This window comes from Pseudomonadota bacterium, assembly GCA_038533575.1.
Taxonomy (GTDB): Bacteria; Pseudomonadota; Alphaproteobacteria; order Rhodobacterales; family Rhodobacteraceae; genus Shimia_B.
In genome coordinates, this window is the sequence record JBCAYL010000001.1 from 1423892 (window position 1) to 1444093 (window position 20202).

The 20202-nt window shown below is 65.9% G+C and carries 17 protein-coding genes; 3 read left to right on the forward strand and 14 right to left on the reverse strand.

Annotation, left to right across the window (positions count from 1 at the left end):
- Positions 1-6: 6 nt before the first annotated feature.
- The gene (locus AAFM92_07255) at positions 7-348 is read left to right on the forward strand and encodes a DUF427 domain-containing protein (GenBank protein ID MEL7300166.1); all 342 of its coding nucleotides are present in this window, start codon (positions 7-9) and stop codon (positions 346-348) included.
- On the opposite strand, the gene AAFM92_07260 is transcribed toward AAFM92_07255, so the two are convergent.
- Positions 345-2003, reverse strand: a complete 1659-nt coding sequence (locus tag AAFM92_07260) for a chloride channel protein (protein MEL7300167.1) — start codon at positions 2001-2003, stop codon at positions 345-347. The genes AAFM92_07255 and AAFM92_07260 overlap by 4 nt on opposite strands.
- 89 nt (positions 2004-2092) lie before the next feature.
- Here AAFM92_07260 and AAFM92_07265 point away from each other — a divergent pair, with 89 nt between their 5' ends.
- Complete coding sequence (locus tag AAFM92_07265) at positions 2093-3466, forward strand: FAD-linked oxidase C-terminal domain-containing protein (protein MEL7300168.1); 1374 nt, start codon at positions 2093-2095, stop codon at positions 3464-3466.
- Positions 3467-3563: 97 nt separating this feature from the next.
- On the opposite strand, the gene recN is transcribed toward AAFM92_07265, so the two are convergent.
- From recN to ftsW, 12 genes are all read right to left on the reverse strand, one after another.
- The gene (gene recN / locus AAFM92_07270; protein MEL7300169.1) at positions 3564-5216 is read right to left on the reverse strand and encodes a DNA repair protein RecN; all 1653 of its coding nucleotides are present in this window, start codon (positions 5214-5216) and stop codon (positions 3564-3566) included.
- A gap of 36 nt (positions 5217-5252) precedes the next feature.
- Positions 5253-6077 carry an outer membrane protein assembly factor BamD gene (locus tag AAFM92_07275; protein ID MEL7300170.1) on the reverse strand — a complete coding sequence of 275 codons (825 nt, stop codon included), beginning with the start codon at positions 6075-6077 and terminating at the stop codon, positions 5253-5255.
- A gap of 100 nt (positions 6078-6177) precedes the next feature.
- Entirely contained in the window at positions 6178-7101 is a 924-nt protein-coding gene (gene lpxC, locus AAFM92_07280; GenBank protein ID MEL7300171.1) for a UDP-3-O-acyl-N-acetylglucosamine deacetylase, read from the reverse strand.
- Between the two features lie 206 nt (positions 7102-7307).
- Positions 7308-8882 carry a cell division protein FtsZ gene (gene ftsZ, locus AAFM92_07285; protein ID MEL7300172.1) on the reverse strand — a complete coding sequence of 525 codons (1575 nt, stop codon included), beginning with the start codon at positions 8880-8882 and terminating at the stop codon, positions 7308-7310.
- A gap of 187 nt (positions 8883-9069) precedes the next feature.
- Positions 9070-10404, reverse strand: a complete 1335-nt coding sequence (gene ftsA, locus AAFM92_07290) for a cell division protein FtsA (GenBank protein MEL7300173.1) — start codon at positions 10402-10404, stop codon at positions 9070-9072.
- Complete coding sequence (locus AAFM92_07295; protein ID MEL7300174.1) at positions 10397-11266, reverse strand: cell division protein FtsQ/DivIB; 870 nt, start codon at positions 11264-11266, stop codon at positions 10397-10399. The genes ftsA and AAFM92_07295 overlap by 8 nt, the downstream gene beginning before the upstream one ends.
- On the reverse strand, positions 11254-12144 hold the full coding sequence (locus tag AAFM92_07300; GenBank protein ID MEL7300175.1) for a D-alanine--D-alanine ligase: 891 nt from the start codon (positions 12142-12144) through the stop codon (positions 11254-11256). The genes AAFM92_07295 and AAFM92_07300 overlap by 13 nt, the downstream gene beginning before the upstream one ends.
- Positions 12145-12231: 87 nt before the next feature.
- Positions 12232-13164, reverse strand: coding sequence for a UDP-N-acetylmuramate dehydrogenase (gene murB / locus AAFM92_07305; GenBank protein ID MEL7300176.1), 933 nt, complete (start codon positions 13162-13164; stop codon positions 12232-12234).
- Positions 13165-13225: 61 nt separating this feature from the next.
- On the reverse strand, positions 13226-13459 hold the full coding sequence (locus AAFM92_07310) for a DUF2484 family protein (GenBank protein MEL7300177.1): 234 nt from the start codon (positions 13457-13459) through the stop codon (positions 13226-13228).
- Positions 13460-13577: 118 nt separating this feature from the next.
- Positions 13578-14975 carry a UDP-N-acetylmuramate--L-alanine ligase gene (gene murC, locus AAFM92_07315; GenBank protein MEL7300178.1) on the reverse strand — a complete coding sequence of 466 codons (1398 nt, stop codon included), beginning with the start codon at positions 14973-14975 and terminating at the stop codon, positions 13578-13580.
- Entirely contained in the window at positions 14972-16060 is a 1089-nt protein-coding gene (murG, locus tag AAFM92_07320; GenBank protein ID MEL7300179.1) for an undecaprenyldiphospho-muramoylpentapeptide beta-N-acetylglucosaminyltransferase, read from the reverse strand. The genes murC and murG overlap by 4 nt, the downstream gene beginning before the upstream one ends.
- Positions 16057-17223: a putative lipid II flippase FtsW gene (gene ftsW / locus AAFM92_07325; protein ID MEL7300180.1), complete on the reverse strand. Its 1167-nt coding sequence runs from the start codon at positions 17221-17223 to the stop codon at positions 16057-16059. The genes murG and ftsW overlap by 4 nt, the downstream gene beginning before the upstream one ends.
- A 119-nt stretch (positions 17224-17342) precedes the next feature.
- Here ftsW and AAFM92_07330 point away from each other — a divergent pair, with 119 nt between their 5' ends.
- On the forward strand, positions 17343-18524 hold the full coding sequence (locus AAFM92_07330; protein MEL7300181.1) for an NAD(P)/FAD-dependent oxidoreductase: 1182 nt from the start codon (positions 17343-17345) through the stop codon (positions 18522-18524).
- 180 nt (positions 18525-18704) lie between these two features.
- On the opposite strand, the gene murD is transcribed toward AAFM92_07330, so the two are convergent.
- A complete protein-coding gene (murD, locus tag AAFM92_07335) occupies positions 18705-20114 on the reverse strand; it encodes a UDP-N-acetylmuramoyl-L-alanine--D-glutamate ligase (GenBank protein ID MEL7300182.1) in 1410 nt (469 codons plus the stop codon).
- Positions 20115-20202: the final 88 nt, after the last annotated feature.

Below are 20202 nucleotides of genomic sequence, written 5' to 3' on the forward strand. Positions count from 1 at the left end.
GCAGCCATGGCCGACCACATCAAGATCCGCAAAGCACCGGGAACATGGTCCGTCCGCGTGGGCGGCGCCGTGCTGGGCGAGTCGAGCGCCGCGCTCGAACTGGCCGAAGGCAGCTATCCCGAGGTGATCTATTTCCCGCGGGACGACTTCGCGATGGCCTTCCTCGATCCGTCCGACAAGTCCACGCACTGCCCGCACAAGGGCGATGCGAACTACTTCCACATCGTCACGAAGAGCACGACGCTCGAAAACGCGGTCTGGAGCTACGAAAGCCCGAAGGAGGGCGTGGCCGAGATTGCCGGATACCTCGCCTTCGGGCACGAAGACGTGACGGTGGAGAAGATCTAGGAGTGCTCTTCCGCGGCCGTGGCCGCGAGCGCCCGGTTATAGGCCTTGAGAGCGTCCACCTGGAAGAGGGCACCGATCAGGTTGGGCCTGCCGTCCTTCAGTGACACCACGGGCAGGAAGACCTCGTTGGTGGCCTCGAAGATGGGCATCGCAGTCTCGAGCGTGGCCGTCTCTGTCACGTAGAGGCTTTGCCCGATGAGCTCGAGGCACCGCGCCTCGGAGGCGGCCCGTGGATGATCGGGGCGCCGCATCATCTGCATGACCCCGAAGGTCGCGAGCAGGTAGGCCTGCGGTCCGGCCGCGAGGTGCACGCCGCGCCGCTCGATCTGGCTCAGGAAGAAAGAGCGGTCTACGAGCTTTGCTGAGATCGCGGTGGAGAGCGAGACCGCCACCATGACCGCGAGGCCGGTCTGCCAGTCTCCGGTGAGCTCGAAAACGATGAGTGTCGTGGAGATCGGCGCGCCGAGCACGGCCGCGCTCACCGCCCCCATCCCGGCGAGCGCGTAGAGCGTCTCCGAGCCGGAGACATCCGGAAAGATGCCCGTGGCGATCACCCCGAAGGCGAGCCCGGTGAGAGCTCCCACCATGAGCGAGGGGGAAAAGACCCCGCCCCCCATGCGACCGGCCATCGTGATCGCGACGGCCGCGATCTTGATGATGCAAAAGACCACGGCCTCGTGGAGCAGCAGGTTGCCCGAGAGCGCGGCGGTCGTCGTCTCGTAGCCCACGCCGATGATGTGCGGGTAAAAGATCGCGATGGCCCCGAGGAGGGCGCCGGACATCATCGGACGCGTCCAGCGGGGAAGCCGGGTCCACCCGTGGGCAAGTGTTCCCAGCCCGTCCACCCAGAAGATCGTGCGCATGAGAATGACCGCTACGAGCCCGCAGGTGAGGCCGAGGATCAGGAAGGCGGGCAGCTCCACGTAAAAGGCCAGCATGTTCTGCGTGGGCAGAGAAAACTCCGTGATGTCGCCGAATTGCGCCCTGGAGACCACCGTCCCCGCCACCGACGCGATGACGATGGGGGCAAAGGCATGGACTGCGAAGTGACGAAGGATGACCTCCAAGGCGAAGAGAGCCCCCGCGATGGGGGCGTTGAATGACGCGCTGACCGCCGCCGCGACGGCGCATCCGAGGAGATCACGGCCAGTGATCCCGTCTGCGCGAATGAAGTTCGACACCTTCGTGGCAATGACCCCGGCGAGGTGCACCACGGGCCCCTCTCGCCCCGTGGAGCCGCCGGAGGAGAGCGTGATCCAGGAGGCCACGGCGGAGGCGAGGCCAGCCTTCACCTCCACCCGCCCGTCTTTCAGCGCGGCGCCTTCGATGACATCGGCCACCGAGCGCACGCGCCCATCATTCGTGAAACGGTCGAGGATCAGGCCCACGGCCATGCCGCCGATGATCGGTGTCACGAGCACCCAGTACCAGGGCAATTCGCGCGCCCAGGAATGCAGCATGGCGAGGTCGGACGTCCCGTAGATGGAGCCCTGAAGCTTGATGATGGCGAGCCGGAAGCCCACGGCGGCGAGCCCGGCTGCGACGCCGATCATAAGCGCGATGAACCAGAACTGGATCTGGCTCGGCCCTTGCGCGCGCAGCACCGCCCAGCTGCGCCGGGTGGCCTCCGTGATTTCGGACAGGACGCGGTCCATGGCGCTTCTACCCCTCTGGGCAGCGCGTGGTGCCTTTCGCCCCGGCGCGGCGTCCCCTATGCTCGCGCTCCGGACTTGACGGAGACGACATGCCCATCGACGCCGCCCTTGCTGCCCTGTCCCGAACGTTAGGGGATCGCCTGAGGCGCTCCAAGTCCGATTTGGCATTGCACGGGCGCTCGGAGTCGCATTTTGCGGAAATGCCACCGGACGCGGTCGCCTATCCGGAGACGACGGCGGAAGTCGCTGAAATCGTACGCATTTGCGCAGCCGAAGGCTGCCCCGTCATCGGGTTTGGAACGGGGACGGCGCTCGAGGGACATACCAGCGCGCCGCGGGGCGGGATCAGCGTGGATTTCAGCCGCATGGCGCGCCTCCTGCGGGTGGATCCCGAGGACATGGTCGCCGTCGTGCAGCCCGGATTGACGCGCGAGAGCCTGAACGAGGACCTCCGGGCCTCGGGCCTCTTCTTCCCGGTGGATCCCGGTGCCAACGCGTCGCTCGGCGGGATGGCCTCCACGCGCGCCTCTGGGACGACAGCCGTCCGCTACGGGACGATGCGCGACAACGTCGCCGCGCTCGAGGTCGTGACCGCCGAAGGCGCCATCATCCGCACCGGAACGTCAGCGCGGAAATCATCGGCGGGCTACGATCTCACCGCCCTCTTCGTGGGCGCGGAAGGCACGCTCGGCCTCATCACGGAGCTCACGCTCCGCCTGCACGGGCAGCCAGAAACGACGGCGGCCGCCGTGGCGGCCTTTCCTGCTGTGGGTGATGCGGTCGCGACCGTCATCGAGACCATCCAGAGCGGGATTCCCATGGCGCGGATCGAACTTCTCGACGCGGCCTCCATTGCTGCCGTCAACGCCCATTCCCACCGGGAGGACCCGGTCACGCCGCACCTGTTCGTGGAGTTTCACGGCTCACCCACCGCGGTAGCGGAAGAGGCCGAGGCCTTCGGTGCGATTGCCGGCGCGCACGGCGCGGCGGGGTTTCGCTGGTCCGAACGGCAGGAGGACCGCACCGCCCTGTGGGCCGCGCGCCACGCCGCCTATTACGCGATCCTCGCCTCCCGGCCCGGCGCCCGTGCCGTGGTGACGGATGTCTGCCTGCCCATCTCGAAGCTCGCGGAGGCCGTGGACGCGACAGCCGCCGACATCGATGCGAGCCCCATCCCGGGGCCCATCCTCGGCCATGTGGGCGATGGAAACTATCACGCGATCCTGCTCATCGACCCCGAGGCGCCAGAAGAGAAGCAGGCGGCGCTCGACCTGCAGACCCGCATGGTCGCGCGGGCGCAGGCCCTCGGCGGGACGGCCACGGGGGAGCACGGCGTGGGCATGGGGAAGCTCGGCTATATGGAGGCCGAGCATGGCGGGGCCTGGGGGCTCATGGGCGAGATCAAGCGCGCGCTCGATCCAGCGGGGATCATGAACCCGGGGAAGCTCGTGCGCCAGAATTGAGAGGCCCGCGCGCGGGGCAACCACGGGATGCCTCCGGCGGAGGTACGACGCACAAAGAAACCGGGATCGCGCGCCAGACCCAGCGCATCGCGCGGCGCTAACCCCGCAGGAGCTCCGCGGCGGCAGCGCGCGCTGCTTCCGTGACCGTATCACCGGCCAGCATGCGGGCGATTTCGTCCACCCGGGCATCGGGGGCGAGAGGATCGACCTGCGAGAAGGTCATGTCGTTCTCCACGCGTTTGGCCACGCGCCAATGATGGGCGCCAAGGGCCGCCACCTGGGGAGAATGGGTCACGACGAGGACCTGGCTCGTCTCCGAGAGCCGGGCAAGCCTGCGCCCGACGGCGTCGGCGGTGGCACCCCCCACCCCGCGATCGATCTCGTCGAAGATCATGGTCTGCCCGCCATCACCCCCGGTCAGGCAGACCTTGAGCGCGAGAAGGAAGCGGCTGAGCTCGCCACCGGAGGCAATCTTGTTGAGCGGTCCCGGCGGCGCGCCGGGATTGGTGGCCACGGTGAAGGCGACCTGATCGCTGCCTGACGGCCCGGGCTCGGCAGGCGAGATCTCCGTCTGGAAGACCGCGCGCTCCATTTTCAGAGGCGCGAGTTCACTGGCCATCGCCGCATCGAGCCGCGCGGCGGCCTTTAGGCGGGCGTCGCTCAGGGCCGCGGCGGCTTTTTCATAGGCCGCGTCAGCCTCTTCGAGCGCGGCTTCCAGGACCGAGACATCGCCGGCGCTCGCTTCGAAGGCCGCGAGGCGCGCGGCGAATGTCGTGCCGAGCTCGGGCAGCTCGTCGGGCTGAACCTGGTGCTTTCGAGCCAGGGCACGCAGGGCGAAGAGACGCTCCTCGGTGGCCTCGAGTTCATGGGGATCGAAGGAGAGCCTGTCGAGGAGGCTTTCCACGCCGCTCTGGGCCTCCGCGAGTTCGGCCAGGGCGCGCCCGAGGGCCGCGAGCGGCGCCGCGGCTTCTTCGGGCACCTTGTCTTCGGCGGCTTCGAGCCAGCGCGCCGCGTCCCCGATGAGGCCTTCTGCGCCGTCCGGGCCAAGCGCTTGCGCCGCCTTGGCAATGTCTTCGCCGATGCGCTCGGCCGCCTGCATGAGCCGCCGCCGCGCATCGAGCGCGGCATCTTCACCCATGTCAGGCGCAATCTTCGTGAACTCGTCGACCGCGTGGCGCAGGAAATCCTCTTCCGCCGCGAGAGTCTCCGCACGCTCCCTGGCCTCCGTGAGCGCCTGCGCCGCCTGTCGCCGGGTGCGCCACGCGTCACTGACGGACGCAACCTCTGCATCCACCCCGGCGAAGGCATCGAGGAGCGCGCGGTGCCCCCTGACATTGAGAAGGCCCCGATCGTCATGCTGGCCATGGAGCTCCACGAGCGTCTCCGACAGCGCCCGCAGGAGATCACCGGAGGCGCGCCGATCGTTGACGTAGGCGGTCTTGCGGCCATCGCTGCGGTTGATGCGCCGGAGCACGAGCTCCCCGTCCTCGGAGGCATATCCCGCATCTTCCAAGACGGCATGGGCGCCGTGATCGGGAGGCAGATCGAACCACGCCGTGACTTCGCCCTGCTCTGCCCCCTGGCGCACGAGATCGGCCCGACCGCGCCAGCCAAGAACAAAGCCCAGAGCATCCAGCAATATGGATTTGCCCGCCCCGGTCTCGCCCGTGAGCACGTTGAGACCGGGCTGGAACTCAAGCTCCAACCGATCGATGATCAGCATGTCTCGGATATCAAGTCCGCGCAGCATGTTCTGCCGGGTGGTGGTGGCCCCCACCCCTCCCTGTCAGAGCCATTCGCCTCGGATGACTTGGCGGTATATCGCGCTGAGCCAATTGTCCCCGATGGAGCGCGCATCGAGCCCCGCCCCACGCAGGAGCGCGAAGCTGTCTTCGTACCAGTCCGTGGACCGATAATTGAAGCCCAGGATCGCGCCGGCGGTCTGCGCCTCTGCATCGAGCCCGAGCGCGAGGTACCCTTCCACCAGACGGTGCAGCGCCTCGGCGGTGTGCGTCGTCGTCTGGAAATCCTCGACGACCACGCGGAAGCGATTGATGGCGGCGCCGTAATGCCCTTGCTTCAGGTAGTAGCGCCCGATTTCCATCTCCTTGCCGGCGAGATGATCGAAGGCGAGATCGAACTTCAGGAGCGAGGTCTCTGCATATTCGCTTTCGGGATAGCGCTCGATCACGACGCGAAGGGCCTGCAAGGCCTGGAAGGTCAGGCCCTGGTCGCGCCCCACCTCGTCGATCTGGTCGTAGTAGCTCAACGCCAGCAGGTATTGCGCATAGGCGGCATCGCTGTCGGCCGGGTAGAAATCGATGTAGCGCTGCGCGGAGGCGCGGCTGTTGGGATAGTCCGTGCCGCGATGGTAGGCGAAGGCCTGCATGATGAGCGCGCGCTTGGCCCATTCGGAATAAGGATAGAGGCGCTCCACCTCGCCGAAATAGAAAGCGGCATCGTCGGGCCTCGACCGGCTTAGTTCGAATTCGCCGCGGTCGTAGATTTCCTTGGCGCTGAAATTCTCCAGCGGGACGCGCGGGCGATCGTCGAGACCGCAGCTCGCAAGCGCCCCGAGCGCCATGGCCAGCACGATCCCTCTCACAATCATGGATGCATCCTCGTCGCCCGATTTTCACGCCTTGCCAGCCATTTGAAACGGCCCGTCCCGGTTAGCATGTTTGCGCTTGGACGCAAATTCCCATTCGGCGTCAGGCGTGGAGCGCGACAGCGTCTGCGCGGGTGAGCCCGGCGCCTGGAAGCCGCGCGACCATGTCGACATCGCACTCCACCATGCGGAAGCACTCGGGGCGCGCGAAGACCGCGTGGAGCAGGATATTGGTCAGGGCATGCCCGGCCCGATGCCCGACATACCGGCCGATGATCGGGGCGCCCGCGAGAGCGAGGTCGCCCACGGCATCGAGCATCTTGTGGCGCACGGGCTCATCGCCGTGGCGGAGCCCGCCGGGGCTGAGGATCTGGGCGCCTTCGAAGACCACGGCATTTTTGAGCGTGCCACCGAGGGCGAGGCCATTTGCGTGCATGGCGCGCACATCGGCATTGCTGCAGAAGGTCCGGCTGTCGGACAGCTCGTGCACGAATGCACCGTTTGCGAGGTCGAGCGTTTTTGCCTGGTGACCGATGGCGGCGTCTTCGAAATCGATGTCGAAATCCATGGCGAAGCCCTCCGCCGGTTCGAGGCGGGCGACCGCCTCCCCCTGCTCGACCTGGACCGCCTTGAGGATCTTGATCGCGCGCATCGGTGCATCCTGCCGGAAGATGCCCCGGGCCAGGAACCCACGGACGAAAGGCGCCGCGCTGCCATCGAGGATCGGGACTTCCGGACCGTCGAGATCGATCAGCGCGTTGGTGATGCCACATCCTGCGAGCGCGGCCATGAGATGCTCGATGGTCGAGACGGTGACGCCACTTGCGTTCTTGATCCGCGTGCAGAGCGGCGCGCGCTCCACGGCGCTCCAGAGTGCGGGCACCAGCGCGTCCCCAAAGCTCAGATCCACGCGGCGGAACCAAATCCCATGCTCCGCAGAGGCCGGGCGGACAGTCAGCCGCACCGGGTTGCCGGAGTGCAGGCCGACGCCGTCAAATGTCACCGGAGCTTTCAGGGTCGCTTGCATAAGATCGTGAGGCCTGTGCGGTTTGCTTTTCTTAACGCCGAAGTAAAAATTGGGGTCCTCGGCCTCAACTCACGCTTTGCAACCGTGTGAAATAACGCTTCTGCCTTGGCGAAAATCCGCCACCGACACAAGGCATTGTTCCGAAACGAAAAAAGCCGCCCCGGGCATGTCCCGGAGCGGCTTTCTTACTCACTGTTACAGGTCTGTCAGTTCGCTTGACGTCGCAGGAAGGCCGGGATCTCGATGCGCTCCTGGTCTGCATTCGCCTCTTGCTCCTCCTCGAAGGGCTGCGCTTGCGGCTGCGGAGCAGCGTGTTGCACCGGAGGCTGCTTGCGCATCGCCTGAGCTTCGCCGTCATGCCCGCCGGTCATGCGACCAATGAGGGAATTGATGCCGAAGCGGGGCTTCTCGCCAGCAGGGGCCGCGGCGGGCGCAGGCTGCGGCTGCTTGGAGATCGCGGATTGCAGGCGCTGAAGGGCCTCCGGAGAAGGCGTGCCGGGCGCAGGGCGCGACGGCGCGACGAAAGCTGCCGCGGGCACCTCTTCTTCCTCGATGGCCGGCTCGAAGGCAGGCGGCTCAGGCTGGTAGGCGGGGGGCGGAAGATCGTCCGCAGCGTCGTCGCGCGGCGCAAAGAGATCGGCGACCTCGGCCTCGGGCTGGGCTGCTTCCTCCACCGCGGCTTCGACGAGCTCTGCCGTCTCAAGCTCGGGGGCAACTTCGACCTCGGGCTCTGCCGGGGTCTCGGTCTCTGCCACGGGCGCCTGGATCGGTGCGGCGAGCGAGCGACGCGGCAACGGGATATCGCCGTGGGTGTTGGCCGCATCGATGCCGGTCGCCACGACGCTCACCCGCATCATGCCTTCCATGGCCGTGTCGAGCGTGGAGCCGACGATGATGTTGGCGTCGGGGTCCACTTCCTCGCGAATACGGTTGGCCGCTTCGTCGAGCTCGAAGAGCGTGAGGTCGTAGCCGCCGGTGATATTGATCAGGACACCGTTGGCCCCCTTGAGGCTGATCTCGTCGAGGAGCGGGTTCGCGATGGCCTTTTCGGCGGCCTGGATCGCGCGATCCTCGCCCTCTGCCTCGCCGGTGCCCATCATGGCCTTGCCCATCTCGTCCATGACGGAGCGCACATCGGCGAAGTCGAGGTTGATGAGGCCGGGCTTGACCATGAGATCCGTGACACCCTTCACGCCCTGATAAAGGACATCGTCCGCCATGGAGAAGGCCTCGGTGAAGGTCGTGCGCTCATTGGCCAGACGGAAGAGGTTCTGGTTCGGGATGATGATGAGGGTATCCACGACCTTCTGGAGCGCTTCGACGCCCTCCTCGGCCTGGCGCATGCGCTTGCCACCCTCGAACTGGAACGGCTTCGTCACGACGCCCACCGTGAGCACGCCGAGCTCGCGCGCGGCCTGCGCGATGATCGGCGCCGCCCCTGTTCCGGTGCCGCCGCCCATCCCGGCGGTGATGAAGCACATATGCGCGCCGGCCAGATGATCGACGATTTGCTCAATGCTCTCCTCTGCCGCGGCAGAGCCGACGGACGGACGTGCACCGGCACCGAGGCCCTCGGTGACCTTCACGCCCATCTGGATCTTTGACGGGGCCCGGGCGCCTGACAGCGCCTGGGCATCGGTGTTGGCAATTACAAAATCGACGCCGTCCAGCGCCTTTTCAATCATGTTGTCGACGGCATTCCCGCCAGCGCCGCCCACGCCGAAAACAGTGATCCGCGGCTTCAGCTCTTCCTGGCCGGGCATCGAGAGATTGAGTGTCATATCGTCATTCCGCCTGTGTTTGTGTTGGCCTCTGCTGCGCGCACGCGTCCCGGGCTCTTGTCGTCTCGCATCGCGAAAGTACCCCGATGCGGGCCTATGGTCACGAGAAAAGTGGTATTTTGCCACATAATATTGGCATATTTCCGCCACATTTCACAGCATATCCACATCGGCACCACATCCAGCGTCACCAATTCTCCCGAAACCAACGAACCGCGCGACGCAGCGAACGCGCCGGATAGGTGTCGGTCGGCAGCTCGAAATCCCACCATTCGTCCTGCGGGTGCGCCGCAAAGAGGCTGAGGCCCACCGCACTCGCGAATGCGGGGCCCGTCGCGGCCTGCGGCAGGCCCTGCACGCGAAGCGGCCGACCCAGGCGTACGTGATGGCCGAGAATGCGCGACGCGAGGCCGTCTAGCCCGGCGATCTGGCTGCCGCCGCCTGTTAGGACGATCGACTGCGAGGGAAGTTGATCGAAGCCCGCCACGTCGAGGCGCGCACGCACCTCCTCGAGGATTTCCTCCACCCGCGGGCGCATGATCCCGATGAGCTCCGAGCGGCTGACCTGCCGGCGGTCATGTTCCCAGTCACCGGTGTCGCCGCCGATGTCGATCATCTCGCGATCGTCCATGCCCGTGGCGACCACCCCGCCGTAAAATGTCTTGATGCGCTCGGCCGTGGGCTTGGGGACCTGCAGCCCCATGGAGATGTCAGAGGTGACATGCTCCCCGCCCATGCGAACGCTGTCGGCATAGATCATGTGCCGCTTCATGAAGATGGAGAGGCCCGTGGCACCGCCGCCGAGATCGATGCAGGCCGCGCCGAGCTCCTGCTCGTCCTCCACGAGGGCCGAAATGCCGGACACGTAGGAGGAAGACGCGAGCCCCGCGAGTTCGAGATCACAGCGCTTCACGCAATAGGCGAGGTTCTGGACGGCGTCGCTGTCGACGGTGAGCATGTGCATGTCCGCCGTTAGCTTCGATCCCATCTGCCCGCGCGGATCGCCGAGGCCGGAGCGGTGATCGAGCGCGAAATTGACCGGCTGCGCGTGGAGCACATCGCGCCCCATGCCGTAATCGGGCACGTCACAGGCGGCGAGGCAGCGGCTCACATCCTGCTCACTGACCTTCTCCTCGTTGAGATCGGTTTCCCCGTTGAGCCCGTAGGAGCGCGGCTCGGCCCCCGCGAAGCAGGCAATGACGTGATCCACGCGGACATTGGCCATTTTCTGCGCGGCCTGCACGGCGGTACGAATGGCGCGCTCGGTTTCGGCCATGGCGTCGATCTCTCCGAAGCGCACGCCCCGGCTCCGCGTGGTTGCCGCGCCGATGACGCGAAACGCGCTCTGCCCAGCGAGCGAGCCCATGCCATCCTGCTCGCGAAAGCGATCCGGGCCATCGAAGCGCAGAACGAGGCAGGCGATTTTTGACGAGCCCACGTCGAGGATCGCGATGACCCCGCGCTGCATGGCCGCCTTTCGCATGTTCCGCATGGCCCTTTGTGCAGAATAAAGATCACTCATTAACGTTAGCTCCCAGCTCTATGCCCCTGATTTCACGCAGCTCTTCAAGGCCGCTCTCTGCCAGCCGCAACGTCGGACGGCGCGGGTTCCGCAAGTCCACGTGCGTGATGTCACGCGCGAGAAGGTCCTGCGCGGTGTCCAGCAGGATGACGCGCTCGAGCGCGCGCACGGGCGCCTCTTCTGGGAGCTGGATCACCTGCCCCCGGTCGAGCACCACGTCCCATCGGCGCTCTCCCATCCGACGCAACCCCCTCAACCGGTCCCTGATCGGCGCGGCCGCGCGAACGAGATCGAGCGCCTCGCCCACCGCGCGCTCGGCCCCTTCCCCCACAGCGAGCGGCAAGACACCTGCCTCGCCCCGCTCAGAAAGCGGGCGCAGGACCACGCCGTCGACATCGATAAGCTTCAGCCCGTCCCAGGAGCGCCACACCATCGCAGGCACGCGTTCGGTCACACCCACCTCGAGCACACCGCCCGGCCGGACGCGGAGGGAGGCCGACTTGACCGGTGAGAGCGTCTCCACGTCTGTCCGGAGCGCCTCGAGATCGAGATCGAAGGACGACACCGGGAAATCCACGTGGATGGCCTTTCGCACGACCTCGGCCGTCTCTTCGCTCACGCCTTCGATGGCGACGAGATGGACCATGAATTCCGGCCGCTCCTGCACCCAGCTCCGCGCCTCGAGGAGGCTCTCGCCGATCGCCACGCGCACGTGGGGCTGAGACACATGGGCATAGACGGCGCCACCGATGATCATGCAGGGCAGCCCGGTGCGCAAAAGCGCCCGAAAGAGGGGCGTGAGCCACATGCGCTGGAGCCTGTAGCCCCAACGGGAGGCGGGATCGGGCATCAACGATCGCATGAGGCATCCTCCACCAGCGCGGCACAAAGCGCGCCGAAGCTGATCCCGCAGGCCTCGGCCTGCTCCGGGGTCAGCGATGTGGGTGTCATTCCGGGCTGTGTATTCGTCTCGAGGAGGACCAGACCGTCGAGCCCCCTCGCCTCGTCCCAGCGGAAATCCGTGCGACTGATGCCGCGGCATCCCAGCACGTCGTGGGCGCGGCGCGCATAGTCGAGGCAAGCCTCAAAAATCTCGGCGGGAATATCGGCCGGAACGACGTGGCGGGAGCCGCCCTCGGCATACTTGGCCTCGTAGTCGTACCAGCCATCGGTGATGATATCGGTGACCGTCAGCGCACGATCCCCGAGCACTGTCGTCGTCAGCTCACGGCCCGGCGCATAGGCCTCGACCATCACCTCTTTCGGCATGGTGTCTGCAAGCTGCGGAGGCGCGTTTGCCCCCTCGGGCACGATGTAGATACCGACCGATGACCCTTCGTTATTGGGCTTCACGACATAGGGCGGCGCTAAGACGTGCCGCGCCCGGACGTCGTCTGCCAGCGCGATCACGCTTTCGACCACGGGAAGGCCTGCGCGCCTGTAGGCCGCCTTGGTCTCTTCCTTGTTCATGGCCAAGGCCGAGGCGAAAATGCCGGAATGAGTGTAGGGGATGCGCATCCACTCGAGGATGCCCTGGACGGCGCCGTCTTCCCCCCACCTGCCATGGAGCGCGTTGAAGACAGCGTCCGGCGCAGCCTCCGCCAGATCAACGAAGACAGCATCACTTGCGTCGATCTCGATGACGTCAAACCCCTCGCCGCGCAGCGCCTCGGCGCAGCCACGGCCGGATGAGAGCGAAACCTCGCGCTCTGCGGACGGCCCGCCCATGAGGACGGCCACCTTTCGGGATGCCCTGCTCGACACCGCCACCTACTGCCTCTCGTTTCCACCGTTCGAGCGGCGGAATTATCATTTGGTTTTGCGTATTTACGCGCCTGTGGTCGGGGCGGGTTCACCCACCCTCATGATTTCCCAGTCTAGCTCTATACCGCTGTTTTCGTAAACCTTTTTTCGCACCTCTTCGCCCAGTCCTTCGAGGTCTTCTGCGGTCGCATGGCCGGTGTTGACGAGAAAGTTGGAGTGCTTTTCGCTCATCTGGGCACCGCCGCGGGTGGCGCCGCGCATGCCCGCGTCATCGATGACCTTCCAGGCCTTGAGATCATGAACATCGTCCGCGCGGCCGGTAGAGGAAAACCCGGCCGGATTTCGGAAGGTCGACCCCGCGGTCCGGTCCTTCGTGGGTTGGGTTGCATCCCGTTTGGCCAATTGACCCTCCATGCGCGCATGGAGGTCAGCCGGCTCTCCCGCAGGGCCCGAGAGTGTCACTGACGTGAGGATCAGCTCCGGCGGCAGCTCGGTCTGACGGTAGGCAAAACCCATGTCAGCAGGCGAGAGCGTCACGATCTCCCCTGCCCGCGTGACCGCTTGCGCAGATTGGAAAACGTCCGCGGTGTAAGTGCCATAACAGCCGGCATTCATGCGCGCGGCACCGCCGATGGAGCCCGGGATAGTGCGGAGAAACGTGAGGTCCACGCCTGCATCCGCGGCCTTGCGCGCGACCATGGCATCGAGTGCGGCCGCACCGCATCTGACAGTGGTCCCGTCGATCTCCACGCCGTTGAAGCCGCGCCCCAGTTTGACCACGACGGCGCGAATGCCGCCGTCCCGCACGATGAGGTTCGATCCGACCCCCATGGGGAAGACCTCGACGTCAGACGGCAACTTGCCAAGGAACTCCGCGAGGTCCTCCAGGTCAGCGGGCTGAAAGAGCGCGTCACACGGCCCGCCAACCCGGAGCCACGTCAGCTCGGCGAGGGATTTTCCGGGCGTCAGGCGGCCTCTGACCGAGGGGAACTCCATGGCTGCGTCCTCTTTCGTTGCCCCTGTTCCTTGAGCTTTTGCATGGGAATTGTCGAGCACGTCAGCGCCCCTTCACCCAACGCCAGAGATACACGACAGGCCACCGCAGCACGCTCGCCGCCGCCGCCATGACCAAGAACCCAACGAGGGGCCCAAACTCGTAGGTCACCCAGCCGAGTATCGGGATGCCGACAGCGATCATGGCATAGGCAAAGCGCCAGTGATGGTCCTGGCTAGGGAACATGGCGCGCACATTGGCGAGGATGAGCCAGAGGCAGGCGGCAATAAGGCTCATGGGGTCACCAGTCCGCCATCAAGTGCGGCCACACAGGCGCGCCCCGCGCAAAGACCGGCACAATGGGCTGCAAAGCGCCTGCGGGGGGCGAAAACGAATTCTAGCAACGCTCGTCGTCTCATGTGGCAAGGTGCGTCGGCAGATTGTTGGCCCAAGTGCTGATCGTGCCAGCGCCGAGGCAGACGACCATGTCGCCCTCCCTGGCCTGCTCCTTCACGAGCCGGACGAGCTCGGCCTCGCTCTCGATGGAGCGCGCATGGCGATGGCCGCGCGAGATGAGGCCGCTCACGAGGTCTTCGCGTGATGCGCCCGGGATCGGATCCTCGCCCGCCGAGAACACCTCCGCGATGCCCACGACATCGGCCTCGTTGAAACACGAGCAGAACTCTTCGAAGAGCGAGGACAAACGGGTGTAGCGGTGAGGCTGGTGGACCGCGATGATGCGACCGTCGCTGGCCTGCCGGGCCGCCTTGAGCACGGCGGCGATCTCGACGGGGTGGTGACCGTAATCATCGATGATGGTGACGCCACCCACCTCTCCAACCTTGGTGAAGCGGCGGTTCACGCCTTTGAAATTCTCCAGCGCCGTGCGGATTTCCTCGTGCTTCATGCCGAGGTGACGCGCGACAGCGATGGCGGAAAGCGCGTTTGAGACGTTGTGATCGCCGGGCATGGGAAGCGTGAGGCCTTCGATGACCCGCTCTTCGGCCTGCAGCGCGACATCGTAATGCGCTTGGCCGGCCACGTAGCGCAGATTGACGGCGCGCACGTCGGCCTGGGCATTGAAGCCGTAGGTCAGGACGCGGCGGTCGGTGATCTTGCCCACGAGCGCCTGCACCTCCGGGTGGTCGATGCAGCACACGGCGAGGCCGTAGAACGGGATGTTTGACACGAAGTCGAGGAACCCCTGACGCAGCGTGTCGAAGTCGCCCCAATGCTCCATGTGCTCGGGGTCGATATTCGTCACGATGGCGATCGTCGCGGGCAGCCGGTTGAAGGTGCCGTCGCTTTCATCGGCTTCCACGACCATCCATTCGCCCTGCCCCGTCCGCGCGTTCGAGCCAAAGGCATGGATGATGCCGCCGTTGACGACGGTTGGGTCGAAATTGCCCGCGTCGAGGAGCGTGGCCACCATCGTGGTCGTGGTCGTCTTCCCGTGGGTGCCTGCGACCGCGATGTTCGATTTCATGCGCATGAGCTCTGCCAGCATCTCCGCCCGGCGCACGACGGGAAGACCACGGCGCCGCGCTTCATCGAGTTCGGCATTTCCCGCCTTGATCGCGGAGGAAATGACAACGACTTCCGCCTCATCGAGGTTCTCGCCGGTCTGCCCTTCGAAGATGTGGGCGCCCTTGGCGGCGAGCCGCTCCGTGATCTTCGAGCTTTTCAGGTCAGAGCCCTGCACGGTGTATCCGAGATTGAGCAGGACCTCGGCGATGCCGGACATCCCGATGCCGCCTATGCCCACGAAATGAATCGGGCCCACATCGCCGGGAAGCTTCGTTGCTGCGTTCATGATGTCTGTCCTGCGATGTCTTCGACGAGTTCGGCGAGGCGCTTGCTGGCGTCTGGCTTGCCGAGGTTCAGAGCGGCCTGCGCCATGGCGAGCGCGCGTTTAGGAGCGCTCAGGATTGCCGTCAATTCTTCCGTGAGGGGAGCCACTTCGAGATCGGCCTCCTGGATGACGACGGCAGCGCCCGCCTCGCCGAGGGCGCGGGCATTGGCTGTCTGGTGATCCCCGGTGGCCGCCGCGAAAGGGATCAGGATCGACGGGCGGCCGATCACGCTCAGATCGGCGACCGTGGAGGCACCGGAGCGCGAAATCAGGAGCTGGCTCTCGCTCAGCCGCGCGGGCACATCCGTAAAGAAGCTCTGCACATCCGCGGTCACGCCGTGATCGGCGTAGTAGGTCTCTACCCTCTCCAGATCTTCCTCGCGGGCCTGATGGCTCACCCGGAGGTGAGTGAGGATGTCATTTGGAAGCGCGGCAATGGCCGGCGGGACGACGTCCGACAAGATGCGCGCGCCCTGGCTGCCGCCGAGAACGAGGACCTGCATGGGGTATTCACCCGGCGCGATGTAGGGCGCGCCGCCCTTCGCAAGGATCGCGCCCCGCACGGGATTGCCGATGTCGTGGCCCGTCGCCTGCTCCGGAAGGTCGGTCGGCCATGTGCCGCAGGCGACGGCATCAACGCGGCTCGCAAAGATCTGGTTCACACGGCCCAGCACGCCGTTTTGCTCGTGGATCAGGCGCGGCAGCTTCAGGAGCGTGGCCGCGCCCATGGCGGGGATGGTCGGATAGCCGCCGAAGCCGATCACGGCGTCGGGTCGCACACCGCGAAATTTCCTCACCGCCGCCAGGACACCGCCGAGGATCTTGAAGGGGGCTGCGAGCTTGGCGCCGATCCCGCCGCGCGCAAAGGTCGCCGAACTCACGGTCTCGATCTCCACCGCTTCCGGGAAGTTGCCAACGTAGCGAGCCCCGCGGGCATCGGTGATAAGCGTCACGTGCCAGCCCCGCTCCAGCATCTCTTCGGCAAGTGCCTGTGCCGGAAACATGTGGCCGCCCGTTCCGCCGGCAGCCATGACCAATCGTTTCATCGGCCTCGGCCTTTGAGGATGTCTCCGATCTCGCCCTGCGGCCTGCTGCGCGTGAAGGCCAGCAGCATCCCGAGCGCGATGCCCCCCGCGATGAGGGAGGAGCCACCGTAGCTCACGAAGGGGAGCGTCATGCCCTTGGCGGGCAGAAGCCGCACCGCCACGCCCATGTTGATCATTGCCTGCACGCCAAACATCGCAGCAAGCCCGGTGCCCGCGAGGCGGATGAACGGGTCACGCTCCTTCACGAGCCGCAAGAACGCGCGACATACGATCGCCGCGTAGAGGGCGATGATCGCGAGGACGAGCACCATCCCGTATTCCTCCGCCGCAACGGCGATGATGAAATCCGTATGCGCGTCCGGCAATGACCACTTCACCTCGCCCTCGCCCACGCCGACGCCAAAGAAACCACCTTCCCGGATCGCGTTGGTGGCGTATCCCAGCTGCGTCGTGGGATCGATGTCGGGGGAAAGGAAGCCGTCGATGCGCCGGGCGAAATGCTCTGACTGGGAATAGGCCAGCGCGCCCGCCGCGATCGTGCAGCCGGCCATGGAGATCAGAAGCAGCATCGGCGCCCCGGCCACGAAGTACATGACGCCCCAGCCAAAGAGGATGAGCGCCGCCTGCCCGAAATCGGGCTGCATGGCCAAAAGGAGCGCGATGAGGACCGCGAGCGCGAAGGAATATGTCCGCCCCGAGGGGCCATTGATCTCCTGGCCCGCCGCGAGGAGCCACGCCGCGGTCACGATGAAGCCGGGCTTGAGAAACTCCGAAGGCTGCAACGAGGCAAAGCCCAGCGAATACCAACGCACCGCCCCCTTGCCGAAATCCGTCCCGAAGAACGGGAGCAGCGCGAGAGCCACAAAGGAGGCAAAGAATCCGAGGACGGCCAAACGGCGCACGATGTTCGGCGACATCATCGAGGTGATGATCATCGTCAGAAGCGCGAGGCCCCCGAAGACCGCCTGCCGCTCGACATAGTGAAACGCGGCAAAGCCGTTCTTGGCCGCAAGGGGCGGCGAGGCGGCCAGGCCGAGAAGCATTCCGATGGCGAAGAGCCCGAAGACGAAGGCCATCGACCACTTGTCGAGCGTCCGCCACCAGCGTGGAATAATTGGATCAAGAGACGCGACCGGGACCGCGCCGTGCACCATTTCTGTCATGGATGACCTACTGCCTGTCTGCCGCTTTTCGCGATCTGTCCCGACCATACGCAAAAACCCTTTGGACGGCTAGAAAAAAGGGGCTTGGCGCGTCCCTCGATCTGCGGCAGATCGCGGCCATGCATGTCAAAGCAGTGATCCTTGGCGCTGGCGCGGCCGGCATGATGTGCGCGGCGCGGCTGGGCCGGGACGCGCTGGTCATCGATCACGCAAAAGCACCGGGCGAGAAGATCCGCATCTCGGGCGGCGGGCGCTGCAATTTCACCAATCTGGGCGTCGTGCCGGAGCGTTTCATCTCGGCCAATCCCCATTTCGCCAAGTCCGCGCTGGCACGCTACACGCAGTGGGATTTCATTGATCTGGTCGATCGCCACGGCATCGCCTGGCACGAGAAGACGCTGGGGCAGCTCTTCTGCGACGGGAAGTCCACGCAGATCGTCGAGATGCTTCGGCAGGAGATGCGCGATGCCGCGCTCTGGCTTCAAACGCAGATCGTGGGCGTGAGCCACGCCGATGGCCGATACCTGATCTCGGTCGAGCGTGAAGGCGTGCGCCGTGAGATCACGTCGGACGCGCTGGTGCTCGCCACCGGCGGCAAATCCATTCCCAAGATGGGGGCCACGAGCCTCGCCTACGAGATCGCGGCGCAGTTTGGCCTGCCTGTCACCGACACGCGGCCGGCCCTCGTGCCCTTCACGTTCCCCGACAAGCGCTTCTCGGACATCTCCGGCGTGTCGACACACGTCTCCGCCCGGACGGATCGGGCGAGCTTCGGCGAAGGGATGCTCTTCACCCACCGGGGATTGTCCGGGCCCGCCGTGCTGCAACTCTCGTCTTACTGGGAGGAAGGCGAGGATATCGGGATAGACCTCTTTCCCGATCGCGCGCTCGCCGAAGAGCTCAAAGCGGCCCGCAGCGCGCAGGGCAAGCGGCAGGTGCGCACGGCGCTCGGCGCGCACCTGCCCTCGCGGCTTCTCGATCATCTGTCAGCCGGGCCCTTCAAGGAAGAGCTCACGGCGCGCATGGGGGATCTCTCGGACGCGCGCATCGATGAAATCGCGGCACGGCTCAGCGATTGGCGGCTCAAGCCCCAAGGGACCGAGGGGTACCGCACGGCCGAGGTTACCCTGGGCGGGATCGCGACTGATGCCCTTTCCTCGAAAACGATGGCCGCGACGGCCGTCCCCGGGCTCTTCGCGATCGGCGAGGCCGTGGACGTGACCGGCTGGCTTGGCGGCTACAATTTCCAGTGGGCGTGGTCGTCGGGCTGGGCAGCGGGTGAAGCGATCAGCGCCAGCTAGGGACTGCTGATGAAGGGCATGGAAGCTCGTCGAAGAGACTTCGGTCGCCCCGCGGTCGGGTCTTCATGACAGGTAGCAAAGTGCGCTTGATCGGACACCGGCGCGCCTCGTGCCGTCTGCCGCACCCTTAACGCGAGGCTCACGTGAGAAGACGGTGCGAAGGCTCTTCGGAAACCCGTGTCACCCACCAGAAGCGGAAAGCTGCGCCTTCACGCAATAGATGAAGTCCTGCCCGCGCGCTTCGAAGTTGTCGTACTGGTCAAAACTCGCCGCCGCGGGGGCCAAAAGCACGGTATCGCCCGGTGTCGCGTCGGCAGAGGCGCGGGCCACAGCCTCTTCCATCGTCGTGCAAATGACCGCGTCGATGCCCTTGAGGCCGAGGGCAAATGTCTTTGCGTCCCGCCCGATGACATAGGCGCGGACCACGTTGCCAAAGAGCGGCTCGAGGCGGTCGAGGCCGCCTTCCTTCTCCAACCCGCCGCAGATCCAACGGATCCGCGAAAAGGCCTGCAGCGCCTTGGCGGCGCTGTCGACATTGGTGGCCTTACTGTCGTTGACGTATCGCACGCCACCCTGTTCGGCGACGAGTTCCGAGCGATGCGGGAGGCCTTGAAAGGTCCGGAGCGCGGCCTCGATTTCCCGCGGTCCCAGCCCCAGCGCGCGACACGCGGCGAAAGCCGCGCAGGCGTTCTGATGATTGTGTGTCCCGGGGAGCGTCTTGAGAGGCCGAAGGTCAATGGAGGCCACCTGACGGCCCTTGCGGTGCTCGGAGAGAAAGCCCTTCTTCACCGTCACGGACCAGCCCGGCCCCTGCAGGGGCCCGGTCGAGACCCGGATCACGCGATCATCAGACGGGCCCTGCCCCAGTTCAGTGGCGAGGTACCTGCCCTCGATCTCATCGACGCCGATGACAGCGCGATCCGGCCCGCCCTCGGCAAAGAGCCTGCGCTTGGCCGCGAAATAGCCGCCCATGCCGCCGTGGCGGTCTAGGTGATCTGGCGTGAGATTTGTGAAGACGGCCACATCGGGCGTGAGCGCGCGGGCAAGCTCGGTCTGGTAGGAGCTGAGCTCGAGCACCACGACTTCGCCGTCCTCTGCGGGCTCGAGGTCAAACACCCCGCGGCCGATATTGCCTGCGAGCTGTGTTGGCCGGCCGGTGACCTCCAAAATGTGATGGATGAGGGCGGCGGTGGTGGATTTTCCATTGGACCCGGTGACCGCGACGACGCGGGGCAGCGTTCCGAGCTCGGCCCAGTCCGCGGAGGCGAAGGATCGGAAGAAGAGCCCGATATCGTTGTCGACCGGGATCCCTGCGGCAAGGGCGGCTGCGATCACGGGATGTGGCACTGGGAAGAGATGCGGGATCCCCGGGGAGGTGACGAGGCAAGCCAGTTGCTCCATGACGCCGTCCTCCAAGGGATCGCGGATCGTGAGCCCTGCTTCCTCCGCGCGCTCCCGTGCCGCTGCGCCATCATCCCAGCAGATGACATTCGCGCCGCCGGCCTCCAATGCGCGCGCGACGGCCAGACCGGACCGCGCGAGCCCGAGGACCGCCACCTCCTTACCCTGAAATCCTGTTGCGACGATCATTTCAGCGTCTCGCGGCGCTTTGCCCGAGGGGCATGCGGCCACAGAGGCCTTCGGGACGCTTCACAGGACCCTCTGAAAAACGGGCGCG

What these genes read in the sequence shown, in the direction of transcription:
- AAFM92_07255 (MEL7300166.1), top strand. Translation starts at nt 7, where the DNA reads ATGGCCGACCACATCAAGATCCGCAAAGCACCGGGAACATGGTCCGTC.
- AAFM92_07260 (MEL7300167.1), bottom strand. Translation starts at nt 2,003, where the DNA reads ATGGACCGCGTCCTGTCCGAAATCACGGAGGCCACCCGGCGCAGCTGG.
- AAFM92_07265 (MEL7300168.1), top strand. Translation starts at nt 2,093, where the DNA reads ATGCCCATCGACGCCGCCCTTGCTGCCCTGTCCCGAACGTTAGGGGAT.
- recN (MEL7300169.1), bottom strand. Translation starts at nt 5,216, where the DNA reads ATGCTGCGCGGACTTGATATCCGAGACATGCTGATCATCGATCGGTTG.
- AAFM92_07275 (MEL7300170.1), bottom strand. Translation starts at nt 6,077, where the DNA reads ATGATTGTGAGAGGGATCGTGCTGGCCATGGCGCTCGGGGCGCTTGCG.
- lpxC (MEL7300171.1), bottom strand. Translation starts at nt 7,101, where the DNA reads ATGCAAGCGACCCTGAAAGCTCCGGTGACATTTGACGGCGTCGGCCTG.
- ftsZ (MEL7300172.1), bottom strand. Translation starts at nt 8,882, where the DNA reads ATGACACTCAATCTCTCGATGCCCGGCCAGGAAGAGCTGAAGCCGCGG.
- ftsA (MEL7300173.1), bottom strand. Translation starts at nt 10,404, where the DNA reads ATGAGTGATCTTTATTCTGCACAAAGGGCCATGCGGAACATGCGAAAG.
- AAFM92_07295 (MEL7300174.1), bottom strand. Translation starts at nt 11,266, where the DNA reads ATGCGATCGTTGATGCCCGATCCCGCCTCCCGTTGGGGCTACAGGCTC.
- murB (MEL7300176.1), bottom strand. Translation starts at nt 13,164, where the DNA reads ATGGAGTTCCCCTCGGTCAGAGGCCGCCTGACGCCCGGAAAATCCCTC.
- AAFM92_07310 (MEL7300177.1), bottom strand. Translation starts at nt 13,459, where the DNA reads ATGAGCCTTATTGCCGCCTGCCTCTGGCTCATCCTCGCCAATGTGCGC.
- murC (MEL7300178.1), bottom strand. Translation starts at nt 14,975, where the DNA reads ATGAACGCAGCAACGAAGCTTCCCGGCGATGTGGGCCCGATTCATTTC.
- murG (MEL7300179.1), bottom strand. Translation starts at nt 16,060, where the DNA reads ATGAAACGATTGGTCATGGCTGCCGGCGGAACGGGCGGCCACATGTTT.
- ftsW (MEL7300180.1), bottom strand. Translation starts at nt 17,223, where the DNA reads ATGACAGAAATGGTGCACGGCGCGGTCCCGGTCGCGTCTCTTGATCCA.
- AAFM92_07330 (MEL7300181.1), top strand. Translation starts at nt 17,343, where the DNA reads ATGCATGTCAAAGCAGTGATCCTTGGCGCTGGCGCGGCCGGCATGATG.
- murD (MEL7300182.1), bottom strand. Translation starts at nt 20,114, where the DNA reads ATGATCGTCGCAACAGGATTTCAGGGTAAGGAGGTGGCGGTCCTCGGG.